The 20,518-nt window shown below is 66.7% G+C and carries 19 protein-coding genes; 7 read left to right on the forward strand and 12 right to left on the reverse strand.

Annotated elements, in window-relative coordinates:
- Nucleotides 1-64 precede the first annotated feature (64 nt).
- Nucleotides 65-2,275: a primosomal protein N' gene (locus ACQR1F_RS26625; protein WP_316215522.1), complete on the forward strand. Its 2,211-nt coding sequence runs from the start codon at nt 65-67 to the stop codon at nt 2,273-2,275.
- A 120-nt stretch (nt 2,276-2,395) separates the two neighbouring features.
- Here ACQR1F_RS26625 and ACQR1F_RS26630 read toward each other — a convergent pair whose 3' ends face one another.
- Together ACQR1F_RS26630 and ACQR1F_RS26635 are read right to left on the reverse strand one after the other, a co-directional pair.
- Complete coding sequence (locus tag ACQR1F_RS26630; protein ID WP_316215523.1) at nt 2,396-2,941, reverse strand: septal ring lytic transglycosylase RlpA family protein; 546 nt, start codon at nt 2,939-2,941, stop codon at nt 2,396-2,398.
- A gap of 235 nt (nt 2,942-3,176) precedes the next feature.
- Nucleotides 3,177-3,518, reverse strand: coding sequence for a hypothetical protein (locus ACQR1F_RS26635; protein WP_316215524.1), 342 nt, complete (start codon nt 3,516-3,518; stop codon nt 3,177-3,179).
- Nucleotides 3,519-3,595: 77 nt separating this feature from the next.
- Between ACQR1F_RS26635 and ACQR1F_RS26640 the strand changes: the two genes are divergently transcribed.
- The 6 genes from ACQR1F_RS26640 to ACQR1F_RS26665 all read left to right on the forward strand — a co-directional run bounded on the left by ACQR1F_RS26640 (nt 3,596) and on the right by ACQR1F_RS26665 (nt 10,620).
- A complete protein-coding gene (locus ACQR1F_RS26640; RefSeq protein ID WP_434914151.1) occupies nt 3,596-4,156 on the forward strand; it encodes a F0F1 ATP synthase subunit delta in 561 nt (186 codons plus the stop codon).
- Entirely contained in the window at nt 4,156-5,688 is a 1,533-nt protein-coding gene (atpA, locus tag ACQR1F_RS26645) for a F0F1 ATP synthase subunit alpha (RefSeq protein WP_172112905.1), read from the forward strand. Before ACQR1F_RS26640 ends, atpA begins: the two co-directional genes overlap by 1 nt.
- A 155-nt stretch (nt 5,689-5,843) precedes the next feature.
- On the forward strand, nt 5,844-6,722 hold the full coding sequence (locus ACQR1F_RS26650; RefSeq protein WP_315800690.1) for a F0F1 ATP synthase subunit gamma: 879 nt from the start codon (nt 5,844-5,846) through the stop codon (nt 6,720-6,722).
- A gap of 96 nt (nt 6,723-6,818) precedes the next feature.
- Nucleotides 6,819-8,261 carry a F0F1 ATP synthase subunit beta gene (gene atpD / locus ACQR1F_RS26655; RefSeq protein WP_172112903.1) on the forward strand — a complete coding sequence of 481 codons (1,443 nt, stop codon included), beginning with the start codon at nt 6,819-6,821 and terminating at the stop codon, nt 8,259-8,261.
- Between the two features lie 98 nt (nt 8,262-8,359).
- Nucleotides 8,360-8,767: a F0F1 ATP synthase subunit epsilon gene (locus ACQR1F_RS26660; RefSeq protein ID WP_315715938.1), complete on the forward strand. Its 408-nt coding sequence runs from the start codon at nt 8,360-8,362 to the stop codon at nt 8,765-8,767.
- Nucleotides 8,768-8,931: 164 nt separating this feature from the next.
- The gene (locus ACQR1F_RS26665) at nt 8,932-10,620 is read left to right on the forward strand and encodes an adenylate/guanylate cyclase domain-containing protein (RefSeq protein ID WP_434914152.1); all 1,689 of its coding nucleotides are present in this window, start codon (nt 8,932-8,934) and stop codon (nt 10,618-10,620) included.
- An 85-nt stretch (nt 10,621-10,705) separates the two neighbouring features.
- Here the strand turns inward: ACQR1F_RS26665 and ACQR1F_RS26670 are convergent, their stop codons facing one another.
- The 10 genes from ACQR1F_RS26670 to proB all read right to left on the reverse strand — a co-directional run bounded on the left by ACQR1F_RS26670 (nt 10,706) and on the right by proB (nt 20,498).
- Entirely contained in the window at nt 10,706-11,212 is a 507-nt protein-coding gene (locus tag ACQR1F_RS26670; protein ID WP_316180337.1) for an RNA pyrophosphohydrolase, read from the reverse strand.
- Between the two features lie 141 nt (nt 11,213-11,353).
- On the reverse strand, nt 11,354-11,860 hold the full coding sequence (locus ACQR1F_RS26675; RefSeq protein ID WP_316215527.1) for an RNA pyrophosphohydrolase: 507 nt from the start codon (nt 11,858-11,860) through the stop codon (nt 11,354-11,356).
- A gap of 88 nt (nt 11,861-11,948) precedes the next feature.
- Nucleotides 11,949-13,169: a divergent polysaccharide deacetylase family protein gene (locus tag ACQR1F_RS26680; RefSeq protein WP_434914153.1), complete on the reverse strand. Its 1,221-nt coding sequence runs from the start codon at nt 13,167-13,169 to the stop codon at nt 11,949-11,951.
- 182 nt (nt 13,170-13,351) lie between these two features.
- Nucleotides 13,352-14,704 (reverse strand): S41 family peptidase, encoded by a 1,353-nt coding sequence (locus ACQR1F_RS26685; RefSeq protein ID WP_315715943.1) that lies wholly within the window; start codon nt 14,702-14,704, stop codon nt 13,352-13,354.
- Nucleotides 14,701-16,071, reverse strand: coding sequence for a murein hydrolase activator EnvC family protein (locus tag ACQR1F_RS26690; protein WP_316180342.1), 1,371 nt, complete (start codon nt 16,069-16,071; stop codon nt 14,701-14,703). The genes ACQR1F_RS26685 and ACQR1F_RS26690 overlap by 4 nt, the downstream gene beginning before the upstream one ends.
- A gap of 33 nt (nt 16,072-16,104) precedes the next feature.
- Nucleotides 16,105-16,587: a 23S rRNA (pseudouridine(1915)-N(3))-methyltransferase RlmH gene (rlmH, locus tag ACQR1F_RS26695; RefSeq protein WP_315800684.1), complete on the reverse strand. Its 483-nt coding sequence runs from the start codon at nt 16,585-16,587 to the stop codon at nt 16,105-16,107.
- Between the two features lie 56 nt (nt 16,588-16,643).
- Nucleotides 16,644-17,000, reverse strand: a complete 357-nt coding sequence (rsfS, locus tag ACQR1F_RS26700) for a ribosome silencing factor (RefSeq protein WP_316180344.1) — start codon at nt 16,998-17,000, stop codon at nt 16,644-16,646.
- Between the two features lie 310 nt (nt 17,001-17,310).
- Entirely contained in the window at nt 17,311-17,934 is a 624-nt protein-coding gene (locus ACQR1F_RS26705; protein WP_315800924.1) for a nicotinate-nucleotide adenylyltransferase, read from the reverse strand.
- A gap of 63 nt (nt 17,935-17,997) precedes the next feature.
- Nucleotides 17,998-19,287 (reverse strand): glutamate-5-semialdehyde dehydrogenase, encoded by a 1,290-nt coding sequence (locus ACQR1F_RS26710; protein ID WP_316180345.1) that lies wholly within the window; start codon nt 19,285-19,287, stop codon nt 17,998-18,000.
- Nucleotides 19,288-19,361: 74 nt separating this feature from the next.
- On the reverse strand, nt 19,362-20,498 hold the full coding sequence (gene proB, locus ACQR1F_RS26715) for a glutamate 5-kinase (protein ID WP_316238615.1): 1,137 nt from the start codon (nt 20,496-20,498) through the stop codon (nt 19,362-19,364).
- Between the last annotated feature and the right edge of the window lie 20 nt (nt 20,499-20,518).

Below are 20,518 nucleotides of genomic sequence, written 5' to 3' on the forward strand. Positions count from 1 at the left end.
TTACCGTTCGCTAACTTTGCCGGGCGGCTTTCGCTTCAGCCCGAGCAAGGCTATCTCCGCCCTCATGGACCGCCCGACCGATCTCTTTCCAGGTGCAGTCAGCACGGCCGGCGTGGTCGACGTGCTGGTTCCGGTCGCGCTCGACCACACTTATTCCTACCGCGTGCCGCGCGGCATGGCGCTGAAGCCCGGCGATGTCGTCGGCGTGCCGCTGGGGCCGCGCGAGGTGCTGGCGGTGGTGTGGGCGGAGAACGCCAATCCCGATCCGCGACTGCACAACAGGCTGAAGGACGTCAGCGAGAAGCTCGACGTGCCGCCGCTCAAGCCGGAGCTGCGGTCGCTGGTCGACTGGGTCGCCAATTACACGCTGTCACCGCGCGGCATGGTGCTGCGGATGTGCCTTCGCATGGGCGAGCATCTCGGGCCGGAGCGCGTTCGCCTCGGCGTCCGGCTGGTCGGCGAGCCGCCAAAGCGGCTGACGCCGGCGCGGCGGCGGGTGATCGAGGCGGTGTCGGATGGCCTGCTGCACGGAAAGTCCGACCTCGTCCGCGAGATCGGCGTCTCCAGCAGCGTGATCGACGGACTGGTCGACGAGGGGACGCTGACGGTCGAGGCGATGCCGCGGGCCTTGCCGCCGCCGACGCCGGACCCGTCCTTCGCCCAGCCCGAGTTCTTCGATGCACAGTTGGCCGGCGTCGAGGCGATGCGGGCGCTGGCTGCCAATGGCGGCTTTCAGGTCGCGCTGCTCGATGGCGTCACCGGCTCCGGCAAGACCGAGGTGTATTTCGAGGCGGTGGCCGAGACCGTCCGCCGCGGCCGGCAGTCGCTGATCCTGATGCCGGAGATCGCGCTGACCGGGCAGTTCCTCGACCGCTTCTCGCGCCGTTTCGGCGTGCGCCCGCTGGAATGGCATTCCGAGCTGACGCCGCGCACGCGCCAGCGCAATTGGGCGGCGATCGCCGCCGGCGAGGCGCCGGTCGTGGTCGGCGCGCGCTCGGCGCTGTTTCTGCCCTACGCCGATCTCGGCCTGATCGTCGTCGATGAGGAGCACGACCAGGCCTACAAGCAGGACGAGGGCGCGCACTACCACGCCCGCGACATGGCGGTGGTGCGCGGCCACATCGCCAAATTCCCGGTCGTGCTGGCGTCAGCGACGCCCTCGGTCGAGACCGAGGTCAATGCGCGCAAGGGCCGCTACCAGCGCGTCGCGCTGCCGTCGCGCTTCGGCGGCCAGCACATGCCGCACATCGAGGCGATCGATCTCAGGCGCGAGCCGCCGCCGCGCGGCCGCTACATCTCGCCGCGGTTGGCGGGCGAGATCCGCACCGCGATCGAGCGCGGCGAGCAGGCGCTGCTGTTTCTCAATCGCCGCGGCTATGCGCCGCTGACCTTGTGCCGCGCCTGCGGCCACCGTTTTGCTTGCACCATCTGCGACGCTTGGCTGGTCGACCATCGTTTTCGCCAGCGCCTGGTCTGCCACCATTGCGGGTTCTCGATGGCCCGGCCGCCGGCCTGTCCGCATTGCGCCGCCGAGGAATCGCTGGTCGCGGTCGGCCCGGGCGTCGAGCGGCTGCAGGAGGAGGCGGCCGCGCTGTTTCCCGACGCGCGCAGCATGGTGCTGTCGAGCGACCTGATCACCTCGATCGAGACCATGCGCGCCGAACTCACGGAGATCGCGGAAGGCCGCGTCGACCTCATCATCGGCACCCAGCTCGTGGCCAAGGGCCACAACTTCCCTCGGCTCAATCTGGTCGGCGTGGTCGACGCCGATCTCGGCCTCGGCAACGGCGATCCGCGCGCCGCCGAGCGCACCTGGCAGCTCCTCAACCAGGTGATCGGCCGTGCCGGCCGCGAGCAGGGCAGGGGGAGGGGCTATCTGCAGACGCACCAGCCCGAGCATCCGGTCATGAAGGCGCTGATCGCCTGCGACCGCGAGGCGTTCTACACCAGCGAAATCGACGTCCGCGAGCGCACGGGTTACCCGCCGTTCGGCCGGCTGGCGAGCCTGATCATTTCGGCAGGGGACAGGCCGACCGCGGAGGGCTTCGCGCGCCGGCTGGTGGCGTCAGCGCCTTCAGAGGAGGGCGTGCTGCTGCTCGGACCGGCCGAGGCGCCGCTCGCCGTCATCAAGGGCCGCTACCGCTTCCGGCTGCTGCTCAAGTCGGCGCGCAATTTCGATCTGTCGGATTATCTGCGCCATTGGCTGGCGCATGCGGAGAAGCCCAGGGGCAATCTCAAGCTCGAGGTCGACGTCGACCCGCAGAGCTTCTTGTAGCACAAGGCACGCCATCACCGCCGTCATTGCGAGGAGCGAAGCGACGAAGCAATCCAGAGTCCCAAAGGAGCCCTGGATTGCTTCGCTGCGCTCGCAATGACGCGCGGATAGATGGGTGACTTACGACACGACCTCGGCGGTGACGCGGCCGACGCCGGCGCGGGTCAGGCCGATGGCGCGGGCGGCGCCCGTCGAAAGGTCGAGCACACGGCCGCGGATGAATGGGCCACGGTCGTTGACAGTGACGATGACGCTCTGGCCGCCATGAGTGACGCGCAGCTTGGTGCCGAACGGCAGCGAGCGGTGGGCGCAGGTCATGGCGTTGGCGTTCATGCGCTGGCCGGATGCGGTGCGGCTGCCGGACTCGTTGCCGTAGTACGATGCCATGCCGGAGAAGGTGCGGCCCGTTCCGGACGACGGCGCGACCGATGCGTTGGCATTCATCCAGGACGAGTTGTTCGACCAGCCGTTCGAAAACGAGTCTGCCGCGGGCTGGGCGGCCTGGCGCGCCATATGATGATGGTGGTGGCGCGCGTGGTGATGGTGGTGCCTGGACCGGGCCGAGGCTTCGGTGGCGCTGCCGCCGACGATCAGCGTCACGGCAACAGCGAGCGCGGTGCGCGAGCCGGCGATCTTGCCAGCCGAGAGGTTCTTCAGTTTCAGCATCTGGATCTGTCCCTCGAAACAGTATTGCTGCGTTCTGCAGCCAGTGGACCCCCGTCAGGTGTTGAGGCGCGCGCCGTTTGATGTCGCAATGAGGCACGAATGGGGCAGTAGAAATTGTTCCGCTCGGATCGGAATATCTTGGGACTGGTGATCTTCATCACCGAAAATTCCGTAATCCGCCCGTTTAACGCTTCATTAACTAATTAATACTTTCAAGTACTGTCGTGTTAAGTCGTCATTGAGGTTGTGAAGATGTTGCCAAGTAATTGATATCGATCCGGCCGATCGCCGCTGGAGCCGCCAAGGCGGCAGTCAAGGCCAAACGGACATAGCGGCCATGCAGCAACAGGCGGAACGAATACGCGGATCGTCGGTACTGGGTTCGGGGTGCACCACCGGCGGCGATCGCGCCGCTTCCGGGTCCGTCCCGGGCTCCGACCGCAGCGCGGCAACAAGGTGCCGAATAGCGGGCCACCGCTTGTTGCGGCTGCGCGTACGCTATGTTAGCAAAGCGCCGCTTTTCGTGATCAAGCTGCTCTTGCGGCGATCGAAAATCAAAGTCCTGCTTGAATTCCAAGGGCTTAACTGGTTTGCGCCGCAGCGGCGCGCCGGTGTCCCTCTTGTGGGTTGGGCGCATATAAAAAGAGCACGTCTGTGGCTGCTGAAGATCCCTCCGTATCCGGTGTGTCCGGTCGTTACGCGACGGCCCTGTTTGAACTGGCCCGTGACGAAAAGTCCGTCGATGCGGTCAAGGCCGATCTCGACAAGTTCAATGCCCTTCTCGATGAGAGCGCCGACCTCAAGCGCCTGGTCCGCAGCCCGGTGTTCGGCGCGGACGTGCAGCTCAAGGCGCTCAATGCGGTGCTGGACAAGGCCGGCATCGCCGGCGTCGCCGCCAACGTGCTGCGTGTGCTGACCACCAACCGCCGCCTGTTCGCGGTCGCCGACGTGATCCGCGCCTTCAGCGCGCTGGTCGCCAAATATAAGGGAGAGGCCACGGCCGACGTCGTCGTCGCCGAGCCGCTCTCGGACAAGAATCTCGACGCCTTGAAGGCCTCACTGAAGACGGTGACCGGCAAGGACGTCGCGCTCAACGTGAAAGTCGATCCAGCGATTATCGGCGGGCTCGTCGTCAAGCTCGGCAGCCGCATGATCGATAGTTCGCTTCGCACCAAACTCAACTCGATCAAGCACGCGATGAAAGAGGCAGGCTGATGGACATCCGCGCCGCGGAAATTTCCGCGATCCTCAAGGACCAGATCAAGAATTTCGGGCAGGAAGCCGAAGTCACCGAAGTCGGACAGGTGCTGTCCGTCGGCGACGGTATCGCCCGCGTCTACGGTCTCGACAACGTCCAGGCCGGTGAGATGGTCGAGTTCGAGAACGGCACCCGCGGCATGGCGCTGAACCTCGAGACCGACAACGTCGGCGTCGTCATCTTCGGCGCCGACCGCGAGATCAAGGAAGGCCAGACCGTCAAGCGCACCCGCGCCATCGTGGACGCGCCGGTCGGCAAGGGCCTGCTTGGCCGCGTCGTCGACGCGCTCGGCAACCCGATCGACGGCAAGGGTCCGATCCAGTTCACCGAGCGCAAGCGCGTGGACGTCAAGGCGCCCGGCATCATTCCGCGCAAGTCGGTCAACGAGCCGATGGCCACCGGCCTGAAGGCAATCGACGCCCTGATCCCGGTCGGCCGCGGCCAGCGCGAGCTGATCATCGGCGATCGCCAGACCGGCAAGACCGCGATCGCGCTCGACACCATCCTGAACCAGAAGCCGCTGAACGTCGCTGGCGCTCCCGAGAGCCAGAAGCTGTACTGCGTCTACGTCGCCGTCGGCCAGAAGCGCTCGACCGTCGCCCAGTTCGTCAAGGTGCTCGAGGAGCAGGGCGCGCTGGAATACTCGATCGTCGTCGCCGCGACCGCCTCCGATCCGGCCCCGATGCAGTATCTCGCGCCGTTCACCGGCTGCACGATGGGCGAGTACTTCCGCGACAACGGCATGCACGCCGTCATCATCTATGACGATCTGTCCAAGCAGGCCGTCGCCTATCGCCAGATGTCGCTGCTGCTGCGCCGCCCGCCGGGCCGCGAAGCCTATCCGGGCGACGTGTTCTACCTGCACTCCCGCCTGCTGGAGCGCGCTGCGAAGCTCGGCAAGGACCATGGTCTGGGCTCGCTGACCGCGCTGCCGGTCATCGAGACGCAGGCCAACGACGTGTCGGCCTACATTCCGACCAACGTCATCTCGATCACCGACGGCCAGATCTTCCTGGAGACCGATTTGTTCTTCCAGGGCATTCGTCCTGCGGTGAACGTCGGTCTGTCGGTGTCGCGCGTCGGCTCCTCGGCGCAGACCAAGGCGATGAAGAAGGTCGCCGGCAAGATCAAGGGCGAGCTGGCGCAGTACCGCGAGATGGCCGCGTTCGCGCAGTTCGGCTCCGACCTCGACGCCTCGACCCAGCGCCTGCTGAACCGTGGTTCGCGCCTGACCGAGCTCCTGAAGCAGCCGCAGTTCTCGCCGCTGAAGATGGAAGAGCAGGTCTGCGTGATCTGGGCCGGCACCAACGGCTATCTCGACGCGCTTCCGCTCGGCAAGGTGCGCGCCTTCGAGGACGGCCTCCTGTCGCTGCTGCGCGGCAAGAATGCCGACCTCCTGAACGCGATCCGCGACAGCAAGGATCTGTCCGACGACAGCGCCGCCAAGCTGAAGGCGGTGGTCGAAGGCTTCGCCAAGACCTTCGCCTGATCGCTAGAGGTCGTGGCCGGCTCCGGCCGGCCATCCACGCCTTCGGGGTGAACAACGTGACATCTCATGCCCAGCATCAGGCCGGGCATGACCAATCTCAGGGTTGAGCGGTCGGATCTCCAGGGGATCGGCCGCCGGGGTGAGCTAGACGAACAATGGCGTCACTGAAAGACATGCGGGTCCGCATCGCCTCGACCAAGGCGACGCAGAAGATCACCAAGGCCATGCAGATGGTCGCCGCCTCCAAGCTGCGCCGCGCGCAGCAGGCGGCCGAAGCGGCGCGTCCCTATGCCGAGAAGATGGACGCCGTGATCTCCAACATCGCGAGCGCCACCATCGCCTCCGCCGGCGGCCCGAGCCTGCTCGCGGGCACCGGGCGCGACCAGGTGCATCTGCTGCTGGTCTGCACCGGCGAGCGCGGCCTGTCCGGCGCGTTCAACTCCTCGATCGTGCGTCTGGCGCGCGAGCGTGCGCTAGCCCTGATGAACCAGGGCAAGGAAGTGAAATTCTTCTGCGTCGGCCGCAAGGGCTACGAGCAACTGCGCCGTCAGTTCGACAAGCAGATCGTCGAGCACATGGATCTGCGCTCGGTTCGCCAGATCGGTTTTGCCAATGCCGACGAGATCGCCAAGAAGGTGATCGCCCGCTTCGAGGCCGGCGAGTTCGACGTCTGCACGCTGTTCTATTCGCGCTTCCGCTCGGTGATCGCGCAGATCCCGACGGCACAGCAGATCATTCCGCTGGTGGTCGAGGCGCGGCCTGCCAATGCTGCGCCGCTGGCGCCTTACGAATACGAGCCGGAGGAGGACGAGATCCTCGCCGGGCTGCTGCCGCGCAATCTCGCCGTGCAGATCTTCCGCGCGCTGCTCGAAAACAACGCCTCGTTCTACGGTGCGCAGATGTCGGCGATGGACAATGCCACGCGCAACGCCGGCGAGATGATCCGCAAGCAGACGCTGATCTACAACCGCACGCGTCAGGCGATGATCACCAAGGAACTGATCGAAATCATTTCGGGCGCCGAGGCGGTCTAGCCAGATCGCGTCGCGCCTCTTTGAAGCGCAACCCAGGAACACATCCCGGTCGAGCCGACCGTGGTTTCGTATACGGATCGTAAGGAGAGACACTCAATGGCTACCGCAGCCAACCAGATCGGTCGCATCACCCAGGTCATCGGCGCCGTCGTCGACGTGCAGTTCGAAGGTCACCTGCCGGCCATTCTCAATTCGCTCGAAACCAAGAACGCCGGCAACCGCCTTGTACTCGAGGTCGCCCAGCATCTCGGTGAATCCACCGTCCGCACGATCGCGATGGACACCACCGAAGGTCTGGTGCGCGGCCAGGAGGTGACCGACACCGGCTCGCCGATCCGGGTGCCAGTCGGCGAGGGCACGCTCGGCCGCATCATGAACGTGATCGGCGAGCCGATCGACGAAGCCGGCCCCGTCAAGGCGGAAGGCCTGCGCCCGATCCACGCGGACGCGCCGAGCTACACCGACCAGTCGACCGAGGCTGAAATCCTCGTCACCGGCATCAAGGTCGTCGACCTCCTGGCTCCTTACGCCAAGGGCGGCAAGATCGGCCTGTTCGGCGGCGCCGGCGTCGGCAAGACCGTGCTGATCCAGGAGCTGATCAACAACGTCGCCAAGGCGCACGGCGGTTACTCGGTGTTCGCCGGCGTCGGCGAGCGTACGCGAGAGGGCAACGACCTCTATCACGAGTTCATCGAGTCCAAGGTTAACGCCGATCCGCACAATCCGGATCCGAGCGTCAAGTCGAAGTGCGCGCTGGTGTTCGGTCAGATGAACGAGCCGCCCGGCGCCCGCGCCCGCGTCGGCCTGACCGGCCTCACCGTCGCCGAGCACTTCCGCGACCAGGGCCAGGACGTGCTGTTCTTCGTCGACAACATCTTCCGCTTCACGCAGGCGGGCTCGGAAGTGTCGGCGCTGCTCGGCCGTATCCCGTCGGCGGTGGGTTATCAGCCGACGCTCGCCACCGACATGGGCGCGCTGCAGGAGCGTATCACCACCACCAACAAGGGCTCGATCACCTCGGTGCAGGCGATCTACGTGCCGGCTGACGACTTGACCGACCCGGCGCCGGCGACGTCGTTCGCGCACTTGGACGCGACCACCGTGCTCAACCGCGCGATCTCGGAAAAGGGCATCTACCCGGCGGTGGACCCGCTCGACTCCACGTCGCGCATGCTGTCCCCGCTGGTCGTCGGCGAGGAGCACTATCAAACCGCGCGCATGGTCCAGCAGATCCTCCAGCGCTACAAGTCGCTGCAGGACATCATCGCCATCCTGGGCATGGACGAGCTCTCGGAAGAGGACAAGCTGACGGTAGCCCGCGCCCGCAAGATCGAGCGCTTCCTGTCGCAGCCGTTCCACGTCGCCGAAATCTTCACGGGATCGCCGGGCAAGTTCGTCGACCTCGCCGACACCATCAAGGGCTTCAAGGGCCTGTGTGAAGGCAAGTACGACCACCTGCCGGAGGCCGCCTTCTACATGGTCGGCAACATCGACGAGGCGGTCGAGAAGGGCAAGAAGCTGGCGGCGGAAGCCGCCTAAGGGCGAATGGCGAATAGGGAGTAGCGAATAGGGTTATCCGCTACTCCCTACTCCATTCACTACTCGCCATTCGCTATTCGCTACTCGCAGGTTTCCTCATGGCTACTTTCCATTTCGATCTCGTCTCGCCGGAAAAGATCGCCTTCTCGGGTGAGGTCGACCAGGTCGACGTTCCCGGCCAGGAGGGTGATTTCGGCGTGCTCGCGGGCCACGCGCCGTTCGTGGCGACGCTGCGGCCGGGCATCCTGACGGTGACATCAGGCGGATCGCAGCAGAAGATCATCGTGCTCGGCGGTCTTGCCGAGATCTCGGACAAAGGTCTGACGGTTCTCGCCGACGTCGCCACGTCGCTGAAGGAGCTCGACCAGACCGCCTTCGCGGCCGAGATCGCCGGCATGGAATCCAAGCTGAACGAGAAGCAGGGCAACGAGCTCGATCGCGCGATCGAGCGGCTCGATCACTTCAAGACGATCCAGCAGCAGCTCAATACGACCGCGCTGCATTGATCCAACCGCACGACGTATGAATGAACGTTCATGGCCGGGCTCTGCCCGGCCATTTTCGTTTGGGGCTCGAACGTCGTGCGCCGGTCGATGACTACTTCAAGGGGCCGGTTGCATGCTCACCGATCTGACGGCATGCTCCCGGCCGATCCAGCGGGCGCGGTGACATGGCAGGACAGATCGTCTTGAAACGCAAGATCGCGGCGATTTTCGCCGCCGATATCGCCGGCTATTCACGCCTGGTCGCGGAGGATGAAGAAGAAACGCTACGGCGACTGGCGGCCTATCGCGAGGTCGTTGACGACTTCATCGCGCGCGCCGGCGGCCGCATCTTCAACACCGCCGGCGATGCGGTGCTCGCGGAATTCCCCAGCGCGGTCGAAGCGGTGCGTTGCGCGATCGACATCCAGGAGAGCCTGCGCACGCGCAACATGGCCTATCCGCCGAGCCGGCAGATGAGCTATCGCATCGGCATCACCATCGGCGACGTCGTCGAGCGCGACGGCGATCTGCTCGGCGACGGCGTCAACATTGCAGCGCGCCTCGAGGGCCTCGCCGACGTCGGCGGCATCTGCATCTCGCGCGCCGTCCATGAGCAGGTTGCCAACAAGCTGTCGGTGCAGTTCGCCGACATGGGCGCGCGGGAGGTCAAGAACATCCCCACCCCGGTGCACGCCTTTCGCGTGGCGATGCGCCGCGAGGACGGCACCTACGCGCCGCCGGAAGAAAAGAAAGCCGCCCGCGGCGGCGGGCTCCGCATGATCTGGCGAATTACGGCGGCCCTGGTTGCGCTCGGCGCGGTCGGGGTCGGGACCGAGCTCTACCTGGATTATCGCGATCCGCATCCCGCGCAGCGCGATGCCGCCAAGGCGGCGGCGGAAGCGTTGGCCCGGCTGTCGGCCACGCCGGCTTCGCCGTCCTCGGTCCCGTCTTCATCTCCATCCCCCGCGCCGACGCAGTCGTCCGTCGCCATGCGGCCGGCCGACTCGCCGCAGCCGCAACAGTCGCCCTCGCCTTCATCCTCTGTCGCTGCCGAGAAGTTTGCACCTGAAGCCGTGCCGTTCGTGAGCGAGCGGACTCGCATTGCGCTGGCGCGCGACTACGTGCCGGCGCCCGAGCACAAGGCGTTCGCGACCACGATCAACGGCGTCAGCGCCTACGTCACCGGGCAGGCGAGCGACGACGCGGCGAAGTCGGCCGCGCTGGAGCAGTGCCAGCAGCGCGCGGACAACGCGAACGGACCGCGCAAATGCGAGCTCTACGCCGTTGGTGACAATGTCGTCTACGTGCACAGCAAGCCGCCGTTGCCGCCGCAGCCCTGGGTGCGCCACGACCCGCTGACCGAACGCGCCTTCAGCGCGGCCGAGATGCCGCTGGTGCGTGATACCGGCCGCGCCCGGCTCGAAGCGAACTACGGGACGGCGCGACGGACCAAGGCGATCGCGCTCGGGCCCGGTGGCCAGTTCTTCTACAGCGTCGGCGGCGACCTCGTCGACGACGTGGTTCGGCGCAATCTGGAAGCCTGCGGCGCTCAGGCGGGAACCGCCTGCATCATCGTTGCGCTCGACGATGCCTTCGTGGTGCCGATACCGACCGTGATGAAAGCCACCGGCTTCTTCCACGCGGCCATCCATCAGGCGATCGCCCCGGAGGCGCGCGAGGAGGTGGCGCGGCGCCTTGAGGCCGCGACGTCGGGCTGGAATGCAGTCGCGGTCGGAACGGCCGGCCACCCCGGCTTCAGCCTCAATGGCGACCGTGAGGAGACGGCGATCGGCGGCGCGCTGGCCGACTGCGCCACGCGCGACAGCGACTGCCGGGTGATTGCGATCGGGCCGTTCACGGTCGAGGACAATTGAGCCGGCGAACTCTCTCGACATCGCTGTTCCGAGGCGCGCTGAGCGCGAGATCGGAATGACGCAGAGCCTCACTCTTCGACGTGGATCAGTCGCCAGCTTCGGTGAGATGCGCAAAGGCCTCCGCCACCGCACGATAGACCTCGCGGCGGAACGGCACCACCAAGTCCGGCACGCGCGCGAGCTGCTCCCAGCGCCAGGCGTCGAACTCGGCCGGCTGGCCGTTGCGCGGCGTCACCGGATCGATGTCGGCCTCCCGGCCGGTGAAGCGCATCGCGAACCACTTCTGGCGCTGGCCGCGAAAGCGCGCGAGCCGGTGGTTGGGATCCTCGAATGGCGGAAATTCGTAGGTCAGCCAGTCGGTCTCGGCCAGGATATCGGCGTCGCGGATGCCGGTCTCCTCCCACAGCTCGCGCCGCGCCGCCGCCTGCAGATCCTCGCCGGGGTCGACGCCGCCCTGCGGCATCTGCCATTCGAGGCCGGGAAGGACGATCTCCGGTCCGTCGTCGCGGAAGCGTCGTCCGAGGAACACGAGCCCTTCGGCATTGAGCAGGGCGATCCCGACGTTCGGACGATAGGGTCTGGTCTCGGTCATCCTCGAATCCATGAGCTGTCGTTCGCATAGCAGCGCACCATGGCGGCATCGTCGCGACGCATCTGCAGAGATTCCCTGCAGCCCGCGCGCAGATGCGGACTAGCGGATGTCGGGTATCGCGTCGAGGGCGCGGGTCGTGATTCAATCGCCGGCGAGCGGAGCGAATTCCTTGACCACGCGCTCATAGACCGGTCGCTTGAAGGGCACGATCAGCCCCGGCAGGTTCTTCATCGGCTCCCAGCGCCAGCTGACGAATTCCGCCTTGTGGTGGCCGCCGCCGGGCCGCTCGACGTCGATCTCGGCATCGGATCCGGTGAAGCGCAGCGCGAACCATTTCTGGCGCTGGCCGCGATAGCGCCCCTTCCAGGCGCGGCCCGCGACCGTGCGCGGAATGTCGTAGGTCAGCCAGTCGCCGACCTCGGCCAGCTTCTCGACGGAGCGCACGCTGGTCTCTTCATACAGCTCGCGCTTGGCCGCCTCCCAGGCATCCTCGCCGGGATCGACGCCGCCCTGCGGCATCTGCCAGACATGGGTGTCGTCGACATGCTCGATCCCGCCGGCGCGGCGACCGATGAAAACCAGCCCCTCCGAATTGATCAGCATAATGCCGACGCAGGTGCGGTAAGGCAGGTCCTCGTAGCGCGTCATTCCGGTCTCGGCCTTCCTGCGGGGACCCTGCGCCTCGCTGCGCAGGCCTCACGCTGTCACGTCGCCAGTCGGGCCGGCGCACGTTCGTTCAGTTCGATTTTGATTTCAGCATCGCGGTTGTCAATGGCACCAGCAGAATGCCCTTGCGGTCGAGCCCCTTGATCCAGGTGGCGATGCGGTCGATCGAGACTGGCAGCGCCGAGGCGGTCCCGACGGCGACGCCACGTTCCTTGGCCAGGCTTTCGAGCTTGGCGAGCGCATTGTCGATCTCGACCGGGGTCGGCACCGCGTCGATGGTGACGTCGCCCTTCGCGAACGGCATCGCGAGCCCCGTGGCGAGTGACGCCGCCACGCTGCGCGGGGCTGCGCCATCGTCGAACAGGGCCAGGCCGCGCTTGGCGGCCTCGTTCACGATCGGCTGCATCGCCGCTTCCGTTGCGACGAAGCGCGCACCCATGAAGTTGCCGATGCCGACGTAACCCTGCAGCCGGCTCATGTGCCAGAACAACCGGTCGATGTTCTGGTCCGGTCCGAGTGTGGCGAGCAGCGTCTGCGGACCCGGATCGTTGTCGGGATAGTCGTAGGGCTCCATCGGGACCTGCAGCAGGATCTCGTGGCGCTGCGCCCGGGCGCGCTCGGCGAGTTTGGTCGGATCGGAGCCATAGGGCGTGAAGGCCAGGGTGACCGCGGGCGGCAGCTTCATGATCGCGTCCGCCGTCTTGGCGGCGCCGACGCCGAGACCGCCGATCACGATCGCGACGGCCGGCATGCGCGCCGCCTTGGCGCGGTCGGCCTCGGCCGCATAGGCGGTGAACGGTTTCAGCCCGTCGGCCATCACTGGGATCATGCCGTAGCGCGACTTCTCCAGCAGCCGCGGGTCGACGCCGGGCATCTGGCTCGCAGCCGGCGTGGCCGATCCAGGCTCTGCCGTCTCGCCACCGGCACCGATCGCGACCTCCTGGCGGGCGCCGCTGGAGCCGTCGATGATGGTGACCGTCTTGCGCTCGCCGCCCTCCTGCTTGGCCGCGGGGGCCGCGCCGTGGTCGGCCTTTGCGTCTGGCTTGCCATCCGGCTTGGCGGCAGCCTTGTCGTCGGCGGGCTTTGCGCCCTCGTTGATCGCGACGCGGGCGATCGGCTCGCCACCGAGTGGATTGTCGTTGAACATCGCAAAGCCGGCAAACGCGACCAGGAACAGCCCCAGCAGCATCGCAAGGGCCTGCAGGGCCGTGAAGGGAAGCCGAACGCGGCGCCTGCGACGCTTTTCCGTCTGTCCGAGCGGGGCGCTCAGTTCGTCGGCCGTCTCTGTCATCGAAATTCCCGAATCAATCGGGTCGACGATACCACGGCAGGGATTCGGACGCAGGGCCAGTGTCCGAAAGCCCGTAGATCGGCGGAGCCGCAAACGAGAAGCCGTCCAAAAAACAAAGGGCGGCCTGGAGGCCGCCCTTCAAACCCACTTCGCGTCTCTCGGCCGCCGCTCCGGCGGCGGCCTCAGTTCGCCGCCTTGGCCGGCTTGTCGGCCGCGGCCTTTTCGGTCGGCGCCGGGGTGTTGGCGCTGTTCTTGATGCCATGGAGCAGGTCGGCAGCCATTTTGAGCGCCTTGTCGTCCTTGGTGTCCGGCGGCACGTAGGACTGCGAGCCGGTCTTCTCGTCGCCGTCGTTCTTGAGATGGCCGCGCAGCGACGCCTCGCCCTTGGTGTCGGTGCGCGACTTCAGCTCATCCGGCACGTCCTGCAGCACCTCGATGTCGGGCACGATGCCCTTGGCCTGGATCGATTTGCCCGACGGCGTGTAGTAGCGCGCGGTGGTCAGCCGCAGCGCGCCGTTGCCGGCGCCGAGTGGGATGATGGTCTGCACCGAGCCCTTGCCGAACGAGCGGGTGCCGACCAGCGTCGCGCGCTTGTGGTCCTGCAGCGCGCCGGCCACGATCTCCGACGCCGACGCCGAGCCGCCATTGATCAGCACGATGACCGGCTTGCCCTTGGTGAGGTCGCCGGCATGTGCCGCGCGGCGCTGCGTCTCCTCGGCATTGCGGCCGCGGGTCGAGACGATCTCGCCGCGCTCCAGGAACGCGTCGGAGACGGTGACCGCCTCCTCGAGCAGGCCGCCCGGGTTGTTGCGCAGGTCGATGATGTAGCCCTTCAGCTTGTCACCGATCTGGTTCTGCAGGTCGGCGATGCTCTTCTTCAGGCCCTCGGTGGTCTGCTCGTTGAAGGTGGTGATGCGGATATAGGCGATGTCGTCGCTCTCGGTGCGCGAGCGCACCGAACGGACGCGGATGTTGTCGCGGGTCAGCGTCACGTCCAGCGGATTGTCGGCGCCCTTGCGCACGACCTTCAGCTTGATCTTGGTGCCGACCGGGCCGCGCATCTTCTCGACCGCCTGGTTGAGGGTCAGGCCCTGCACGGCTTCGTCGTCGAGATTGGTGATGATGTCGTTGGCCTGGATGCCTGCCTTCGAGGCCGGCGTATCGTCGATCGGCGACACCACCTTGATCAGGCCGTCTTCCATCGTCACCTCGATGCCAAGGCCGCCGAACTCGCCGCGGGTCTGCACCTGCATGTCGCGGAAGCTCTTCGCATCCATGTAGCTCGAATGCGGATCGAGGCCCGAGAGCATGCCGCTGATCGCGGACTCGACCAGCTTCGAATCGTCGGGCTTCTCGACATAATCGCTGCGCACCCGCTCGAACACGTCGCCGAACAGGTTGAGCTGGCGATAGGTATCGGCGGTCGCGGCGCGCGCCGTCGATCCCATCAACACCGCGCGCGGTTGCGAGACGAACAGGGTCAATGCCGCACCGGTGGCCGCGCTCAGGAGAATTACCGAAGTCTTACGCATCATCCGCGTACCTTTTCGCCTTCATTTGCGGCCCACCATGGGCCTGGATCGATTGGAGTGCCGTCCTTACGGAACTCGACATAGAGCACTGGTTGACTCGCGTTGGTAGCGAGAATGGAGGCAACCTGGGAGCTGTTACCCATGATCGCGACCGGCTCTCCCGTCTGAACAAACTGCCCGATGTTGACGGAAATGCGCTCCATCCCGGCGATCAGGACATGATACCCGCCACCGGCGTTGAGGATCAAGAGTTGTCCGTAGCTACGGAAGGGACCCGCATACACAACCCAGCCATCACACGGGGTTGTGACCTGAGCCCCTGGCCGGGTTGCCAAAGAAATGCCTTTATCCGAGCCGCCGGCACCGTCCGATGCGCCAAATTCGCGGATTTTGGTGCCGTTGACAGGAAACGCCAGCATGCCCTTGGTCGAGGCGAACGCGATCGCGGGCGCCTTGCGGCCTGGGTTGCGCAGCGCATTCGCGTCCGGCTTGCTGTTGACCGGCACCCCCTGCAGGCTCGCCGTCGACGCAGCCTTGGCCGCGCTCTTGAGGTCCAGCTCCATCGTCGTGATCAGCCCCTGCAGCGAGTCGATCTGCTGGGCCAGCACGGCGGCGCGCGCGCTTTCGGCTTCCATGTCCTTTTCGGCCGAGCTCTGCTTGCGCTGGCGTTCCTCCACCAGGGCCGCGAGACGGGTCTGATCGGTGCGCAGCCTGTCGCGGTCGCCGGCGAGCTTGTCGCGTTCGCTGGCGATCGTCTTGCGGATGGCGACGAGCTCGCCGAGATCGGTCGAGAGCTTTTCGGCTCGGCTTCGCATCTCGGGGATCACCGAGCCCAGCAGCATCGCGGTCCGCAGGGATTGCAGCGCATCCTCGGGACGGACGAGCAGGGCCGGCGGGGTGCGGCGGCCGGCGCGCTGCAGTGCGGCAAGAACCTCGATGATCTCGGTCCGCCGCGTTTCCAGCGACGTCCGCAGATCCTGCTCGCGGCCGTCGAGCCCGCGCAGCCGCGTTTCGGCCTCGGCAACGCGCACTTCGACGCTCCGCACCTGCGCCGCGACGTCGATCAGTTGCTGGTTGAGCTTGCCGCGATCCTCGCCAAGCGCGGCGATGTCGGCCTTCAGCCGCTCCTGGGCCTCAGCGGCGGCCTTCTGGGCCGCGCGGGCGGCCTCGAGCTCCTGTTCGCGCTGCTTCAACTGCTCCGGGGTGGCCGGCGTCGGTGATGCCGTACCGGGGATGGATGGCCGGAGTCCGCTCTGCGCCAGCGCCGGACATCCGGAGAACACCACAACGAGCGCGATGAGCGACGCACGGCAGGACTGGCCGCCGCGGACAGGTCTTGGGGAGCAGGAGAGGGGCCGCGCAGCGAACATCGAGGTCCTTATTGTGCTCCCATCGTCCCTTGTTCAAGCGCGGTGATAGGGGTGACCGGCAAGGATCGTAGCAGTACGGTAAATCTGCTCGAGCAGCAGGACGCGGACGATCTGGTGCGGCCAGGTGGCGGCGCCAAACGCAACCCCGAGCTTGGCTCTGCGCCGCAAATCGGGCGAAAGTCCGTCGGCGCCGCCGATTGCGAAGACGGCAGCCGGAATGCCTTCGTCCCGCCAGCGCCCAAGATAACCCGCAAAGGTTGTGCTGTCGACATTCCGGCCACGCTCGTCGAGGCAGACGAGCACGGACTTGTCCGGGACCGCCGCCGATATCGCGGCGGCCTCCTCGGTCATGCGTGTCGCCGCATCGCGCGCGCGGCTTTCCGGGATTTCATGGATGTCGAGGCCGCGAAAGCCGAGCTTTCGGCCGATGTCGTCGAAACGCTCGCGGTAGCGCTCCGCGAGCTCCCGCTCGGGACCCTGCTTCAACCGGCCGATGGCGACCACGATCAGGCGCATGCGCACGGACTAGCACGTGCGCGCCACGATTCGCATCCGCCGCGGCGTGGGGCCGCCTAGACCGCCTTGGCCGGGTTCGGCCCTTGAGTCCACAATCGCTCGAGATTGTAGAACTCGCGAACCTCGGGTCGGAACACGTGCACGATCACGTCGCCGGAATCGATCAGCACCCAATCGCAATTGGGCAGGCCCTCGATGTGGAGTTTCTTGGTGCCGGCTTCCTTCAGGCCCTTGGCGACGTTTTCCGCGATCGACCCGACGTGCCGGTTCGAGCGGCCCGTGGTGATGACCATGTAGTCGGAATAGGCCGATTTGCCGTGAAGATCGATCGTGATCGTCTCCTCCGCCTTCATGTCTTCGAGGCGGGAGAGGATCGTGCGCAGGGTCTTGTCGGCGTCGGGTTGCGCCTGCAAGGCCGCATCTTGGGTCGACGTCTTACGCGCTGACTTGGCTGTCGCCGACTTGGTCGTCGTTGCCTTCGTCTTGGGTAAGGCCGACTGGGACAATACAGATGTGGTCAGGGACCATTCCTTTCACTGTATCGCAGGCCGAATCCAACCCGGCCTGCTGACCATACTAGGCATGTGGGGTTAATGGTTTCAACAATCCAGTACCCCGGTCGTCCGGCCCGACAGCGTCGACGCCGTCCCGCTTCGGACCGTAGCGGGGGACGGAAAGTTCCATGCATATCCGGTGCCGCGCGCGATGGGAATGCGCGGCCATTCAGAACGACTTCCAACTGCCGTCCGGGTTCCTCAGCCCCGTCGAGGACAGGCTGAGCTTCAGGCCGGTGAGGTAGACCCAGGCTGGAGCGGCGCGGTCGGCCAGACGGCTGGCTTGCGCTTCCGGTATACGATACCGCGCCAGGGCGCGTGCGGCGGGCGCGTTCAGGGCGCGGAAGCTGCGGGGCGGACGATCGACCACAGCCATCGGCACCTGGGCCGCGATGTGCTGCCACTTCTGCCAGCGATGGAACTGCGCGAGATTGTCGGCGCCCATGATCCACACGAAGCGCAGGCGGGAGGCACGCCGGCGCAGATAATCGATCGTGTCGGCAGTGTAGCGAGTGCCGATGACGGATTCGAGACAGCTGATCTCGATGCGCGGATCGGCGGCGACCTTGCGCGCCGCTTCGGCGCGTTCGGCCAGCGCATGCAGCCCGCCATTGTTCTTGAGCGGATTCCCCGGCGTGACCAGCCACCAGACACGGTCGAGCTGCAGCCGCTTCAGCGCGAACAGGCTGATCGCGCGGTGCGCCTGGTGCGGCGGATTGAACGAGCCGCCGAGCAGGCCGATGCGCATGCCGTCACTGTAGGGCGGCAGCGCCTGGCGGATCGCAAGGCGCATGGCTGTGGTGTCGGTCACGGCTGCCCCCTGCTGCTCGTGCGACTCAACCACAAGATGCGGCCGTCATGGCCGCGTCTGCCCGGTGCCGTGGATCCGGTATTTGAAGCTGGTGAGCTGCTCGACGCCGACTGGGCCGCGCGCATGGAATTTGCCCGTGGCGATGCCGATCTCGGCGCCAAAACCAAATTCGCCGCCGTCGGCGAACTGGGTCGAGGCGTTGTGCAGCACGATCGCCGAGTCGACCTCGTTGAGGAACTTGTCGGCGGCCGCATTGTCGTCGGTGACGATCGCATCGGTATGATGCGAGCCATGCGCGTGGATGTGAGCGATCGCGCCATCGACGCCGTCGACGACCCTCGCGGCGATGATGGCGTCGAGATATTCGGTGTCCCAATCCTCGTTGCTGGCCGGCTTCACCCGCACATCGGCCGCGCGCACGGCATCGTCGCCACGCACCTCGCAGCCGGCGCCGATCAGCAGGTCGACCAGCGGCTTGATCTTGTCCTGCGAGGCGCGATCGATCAGCAAGGTCTCGGCCGCGCCGCACACGCCGGTGCGGCGCATCTTGGCGTTCAGCACGATCGACTTGGCCATCTCCAGGTCGGCGGCGCCATCGACATAGACGTGGTTCACGCCTTCGAGATGCGCGAACACCGGCACGCGCGCCTCGGCCTCGACGCGCGCGACCAGGCTCTTGCCGCCACGCGGCACGATCACGTCGACACCGCCGTTCAGGCCCGACAGCAGCAGCCCGACGGCCGCGCGGTCGCGCGTCGGCACCAGCGTGATCGCGGCCTCCGGCAGGCCCGCCTCGCGCAGGCCCTCCACCAGGCATTCATGGATGGCGCGGCAGGAGCGGAACGAGTCCGAGCCGCCGCGCAGGATCACGGCATTGCCGGACTTCAGGCAGAGCACGCCGGCGTCGGCCGCGACGTTGGGGCGGCTCTCGAAGATCACGGCGATCACGCCCAGCGGCACCCGCACGCGTTCGATGGTCATGCCGTTCGGCCGCTGCCAGCTCTCGGTGACCACGCCGACCGGATCGGCGACGCCACGTACCACGGCGATGCCGTCCGCCATCGCGGCGACGCGGGCCGGGGTCAATGTCAGGCGATCAAGGAAGGACGAGGTCATGCCGGCCGCCTTGGCGTCGGCGACGTCCTCGGCATTGGCGGCGATGATGGCGTCGGCGCGGGCGCGGATCCGCCGCTCCATCGCCTCCAGCGCGCGGTTCTTCTGCTCGGCCGGCGCCAGCGACAGCACACGCGCCGCCGCACGGGCGCGCTTGGCGAGATCGTTCATCAGCTGGGGCAGATCGGCGCTGCCGTCGATAGCCTTGAGAGGCGCGGTCATGGGCGGTTCAACCTTGAATTAAGGCTCTCCAGTAGCACGGAAAGCGGCCATTTGCGAACGTCGGCGGCGGGGCTCTAGGCCGGCCCCACGCCCGCCGGGCCGATCACCAGATCGTCGCGATGGATCATCTCCGCTCGTCCCGACACGCCGAGAATGATTGCGACATCAGGCGAGGAGCGGCCCTTGATGCGCTCGGCGTCATCGGCGTCGTAGGCGATGAGGCCGCGGCCGATCTCGTGGGTGTCGGGCCCGCGCACCACCACCGCGTCGCCGCGGGCAAACTGTCCCTCGACCTTGATCACGCCGGCGGGCAGCAGGCTCTTGCCGGCGCGCAGGGCGTTGACCGCACCGGCGTCGATCGTCAGCGTGCCCTTCGGCTCCAGCGAGCCGGCGATCCAGCGTTTTCGCGAGGTGACCGGATTGGCCGGGGTCAGGAACCAGGTGCAGCGGCCGCCATTGGCGATCGCCGCCAGCGGATGCTCGATCTTGCCGGAGGCGATCAGCATGTGGGTGCCGCCGGTGGTCGCGATCTTCGCGGCCTCGATCTTGGTCTTCATGCCGCCGCGGGACAGTTCGGATGCCGCGCTGCCGGCCATCGCCTCGATGTCGGCGGTGATGCTCTCGACCACGGGGATCAGCCGGGCGTTGGGATCCTGCGCGGGCGGCGCGGTGTAGAGGCCGTCGATGTCCGACAGCAGCACCAGCAGGTCGGCGCTGGCCATGGTGGCGACGCGGGCGGCGAGACGGTCATTGTCCCCGTAGCGGATTTCGGCGGTGGCGACCGTATCGTTCTCGTTGATGACAGGCACCGCGCGCCATTCCAGCAGTTTTGCGATCGTCGAGCGCGCGTTGAGATAGCGGCGGCGCTCCTCGGTGTCCTGCAGGGTCACCAGGATCTGGCCGGCGCCGATGCCATGGGCGCCGAGCACCTCCGACCAGATCCGCGCCAGCGCGATCTGGCCGACCGCGGCCGCCGCCTGGCTCTCCTCCAGCTTCAATGGTCCCCGCGGCAGCTTCAGCCGGCTGCGGCCGAGCGCGATCGAGCCCGACGACACCACCAGCAGCTCGCAGCCGCGGCCATGCAGCCGGGCGATGTCGGTGGCCAGCGCCGTCAGCCAGGAGGCGCGGACTTCGCCGGCCTCGGAATCGACCAGCAGCGACGAGCCGACCTTGACGACGATGCGGCGGAAATTTTCGAGACGGGGTGCCATGGTGAATTCGGTCAAGTCAG

It is taken from the genome of Bradyrhizobium sp. HKCCYLS3013, from assembly GCF_051167615.1.
Taxonomy (GTDB): Bacteria; Pseudomonadota; Alphaproteobacteria; order Rhizobiales; family Xanthobacteraceae; genus Bradyrhizobium.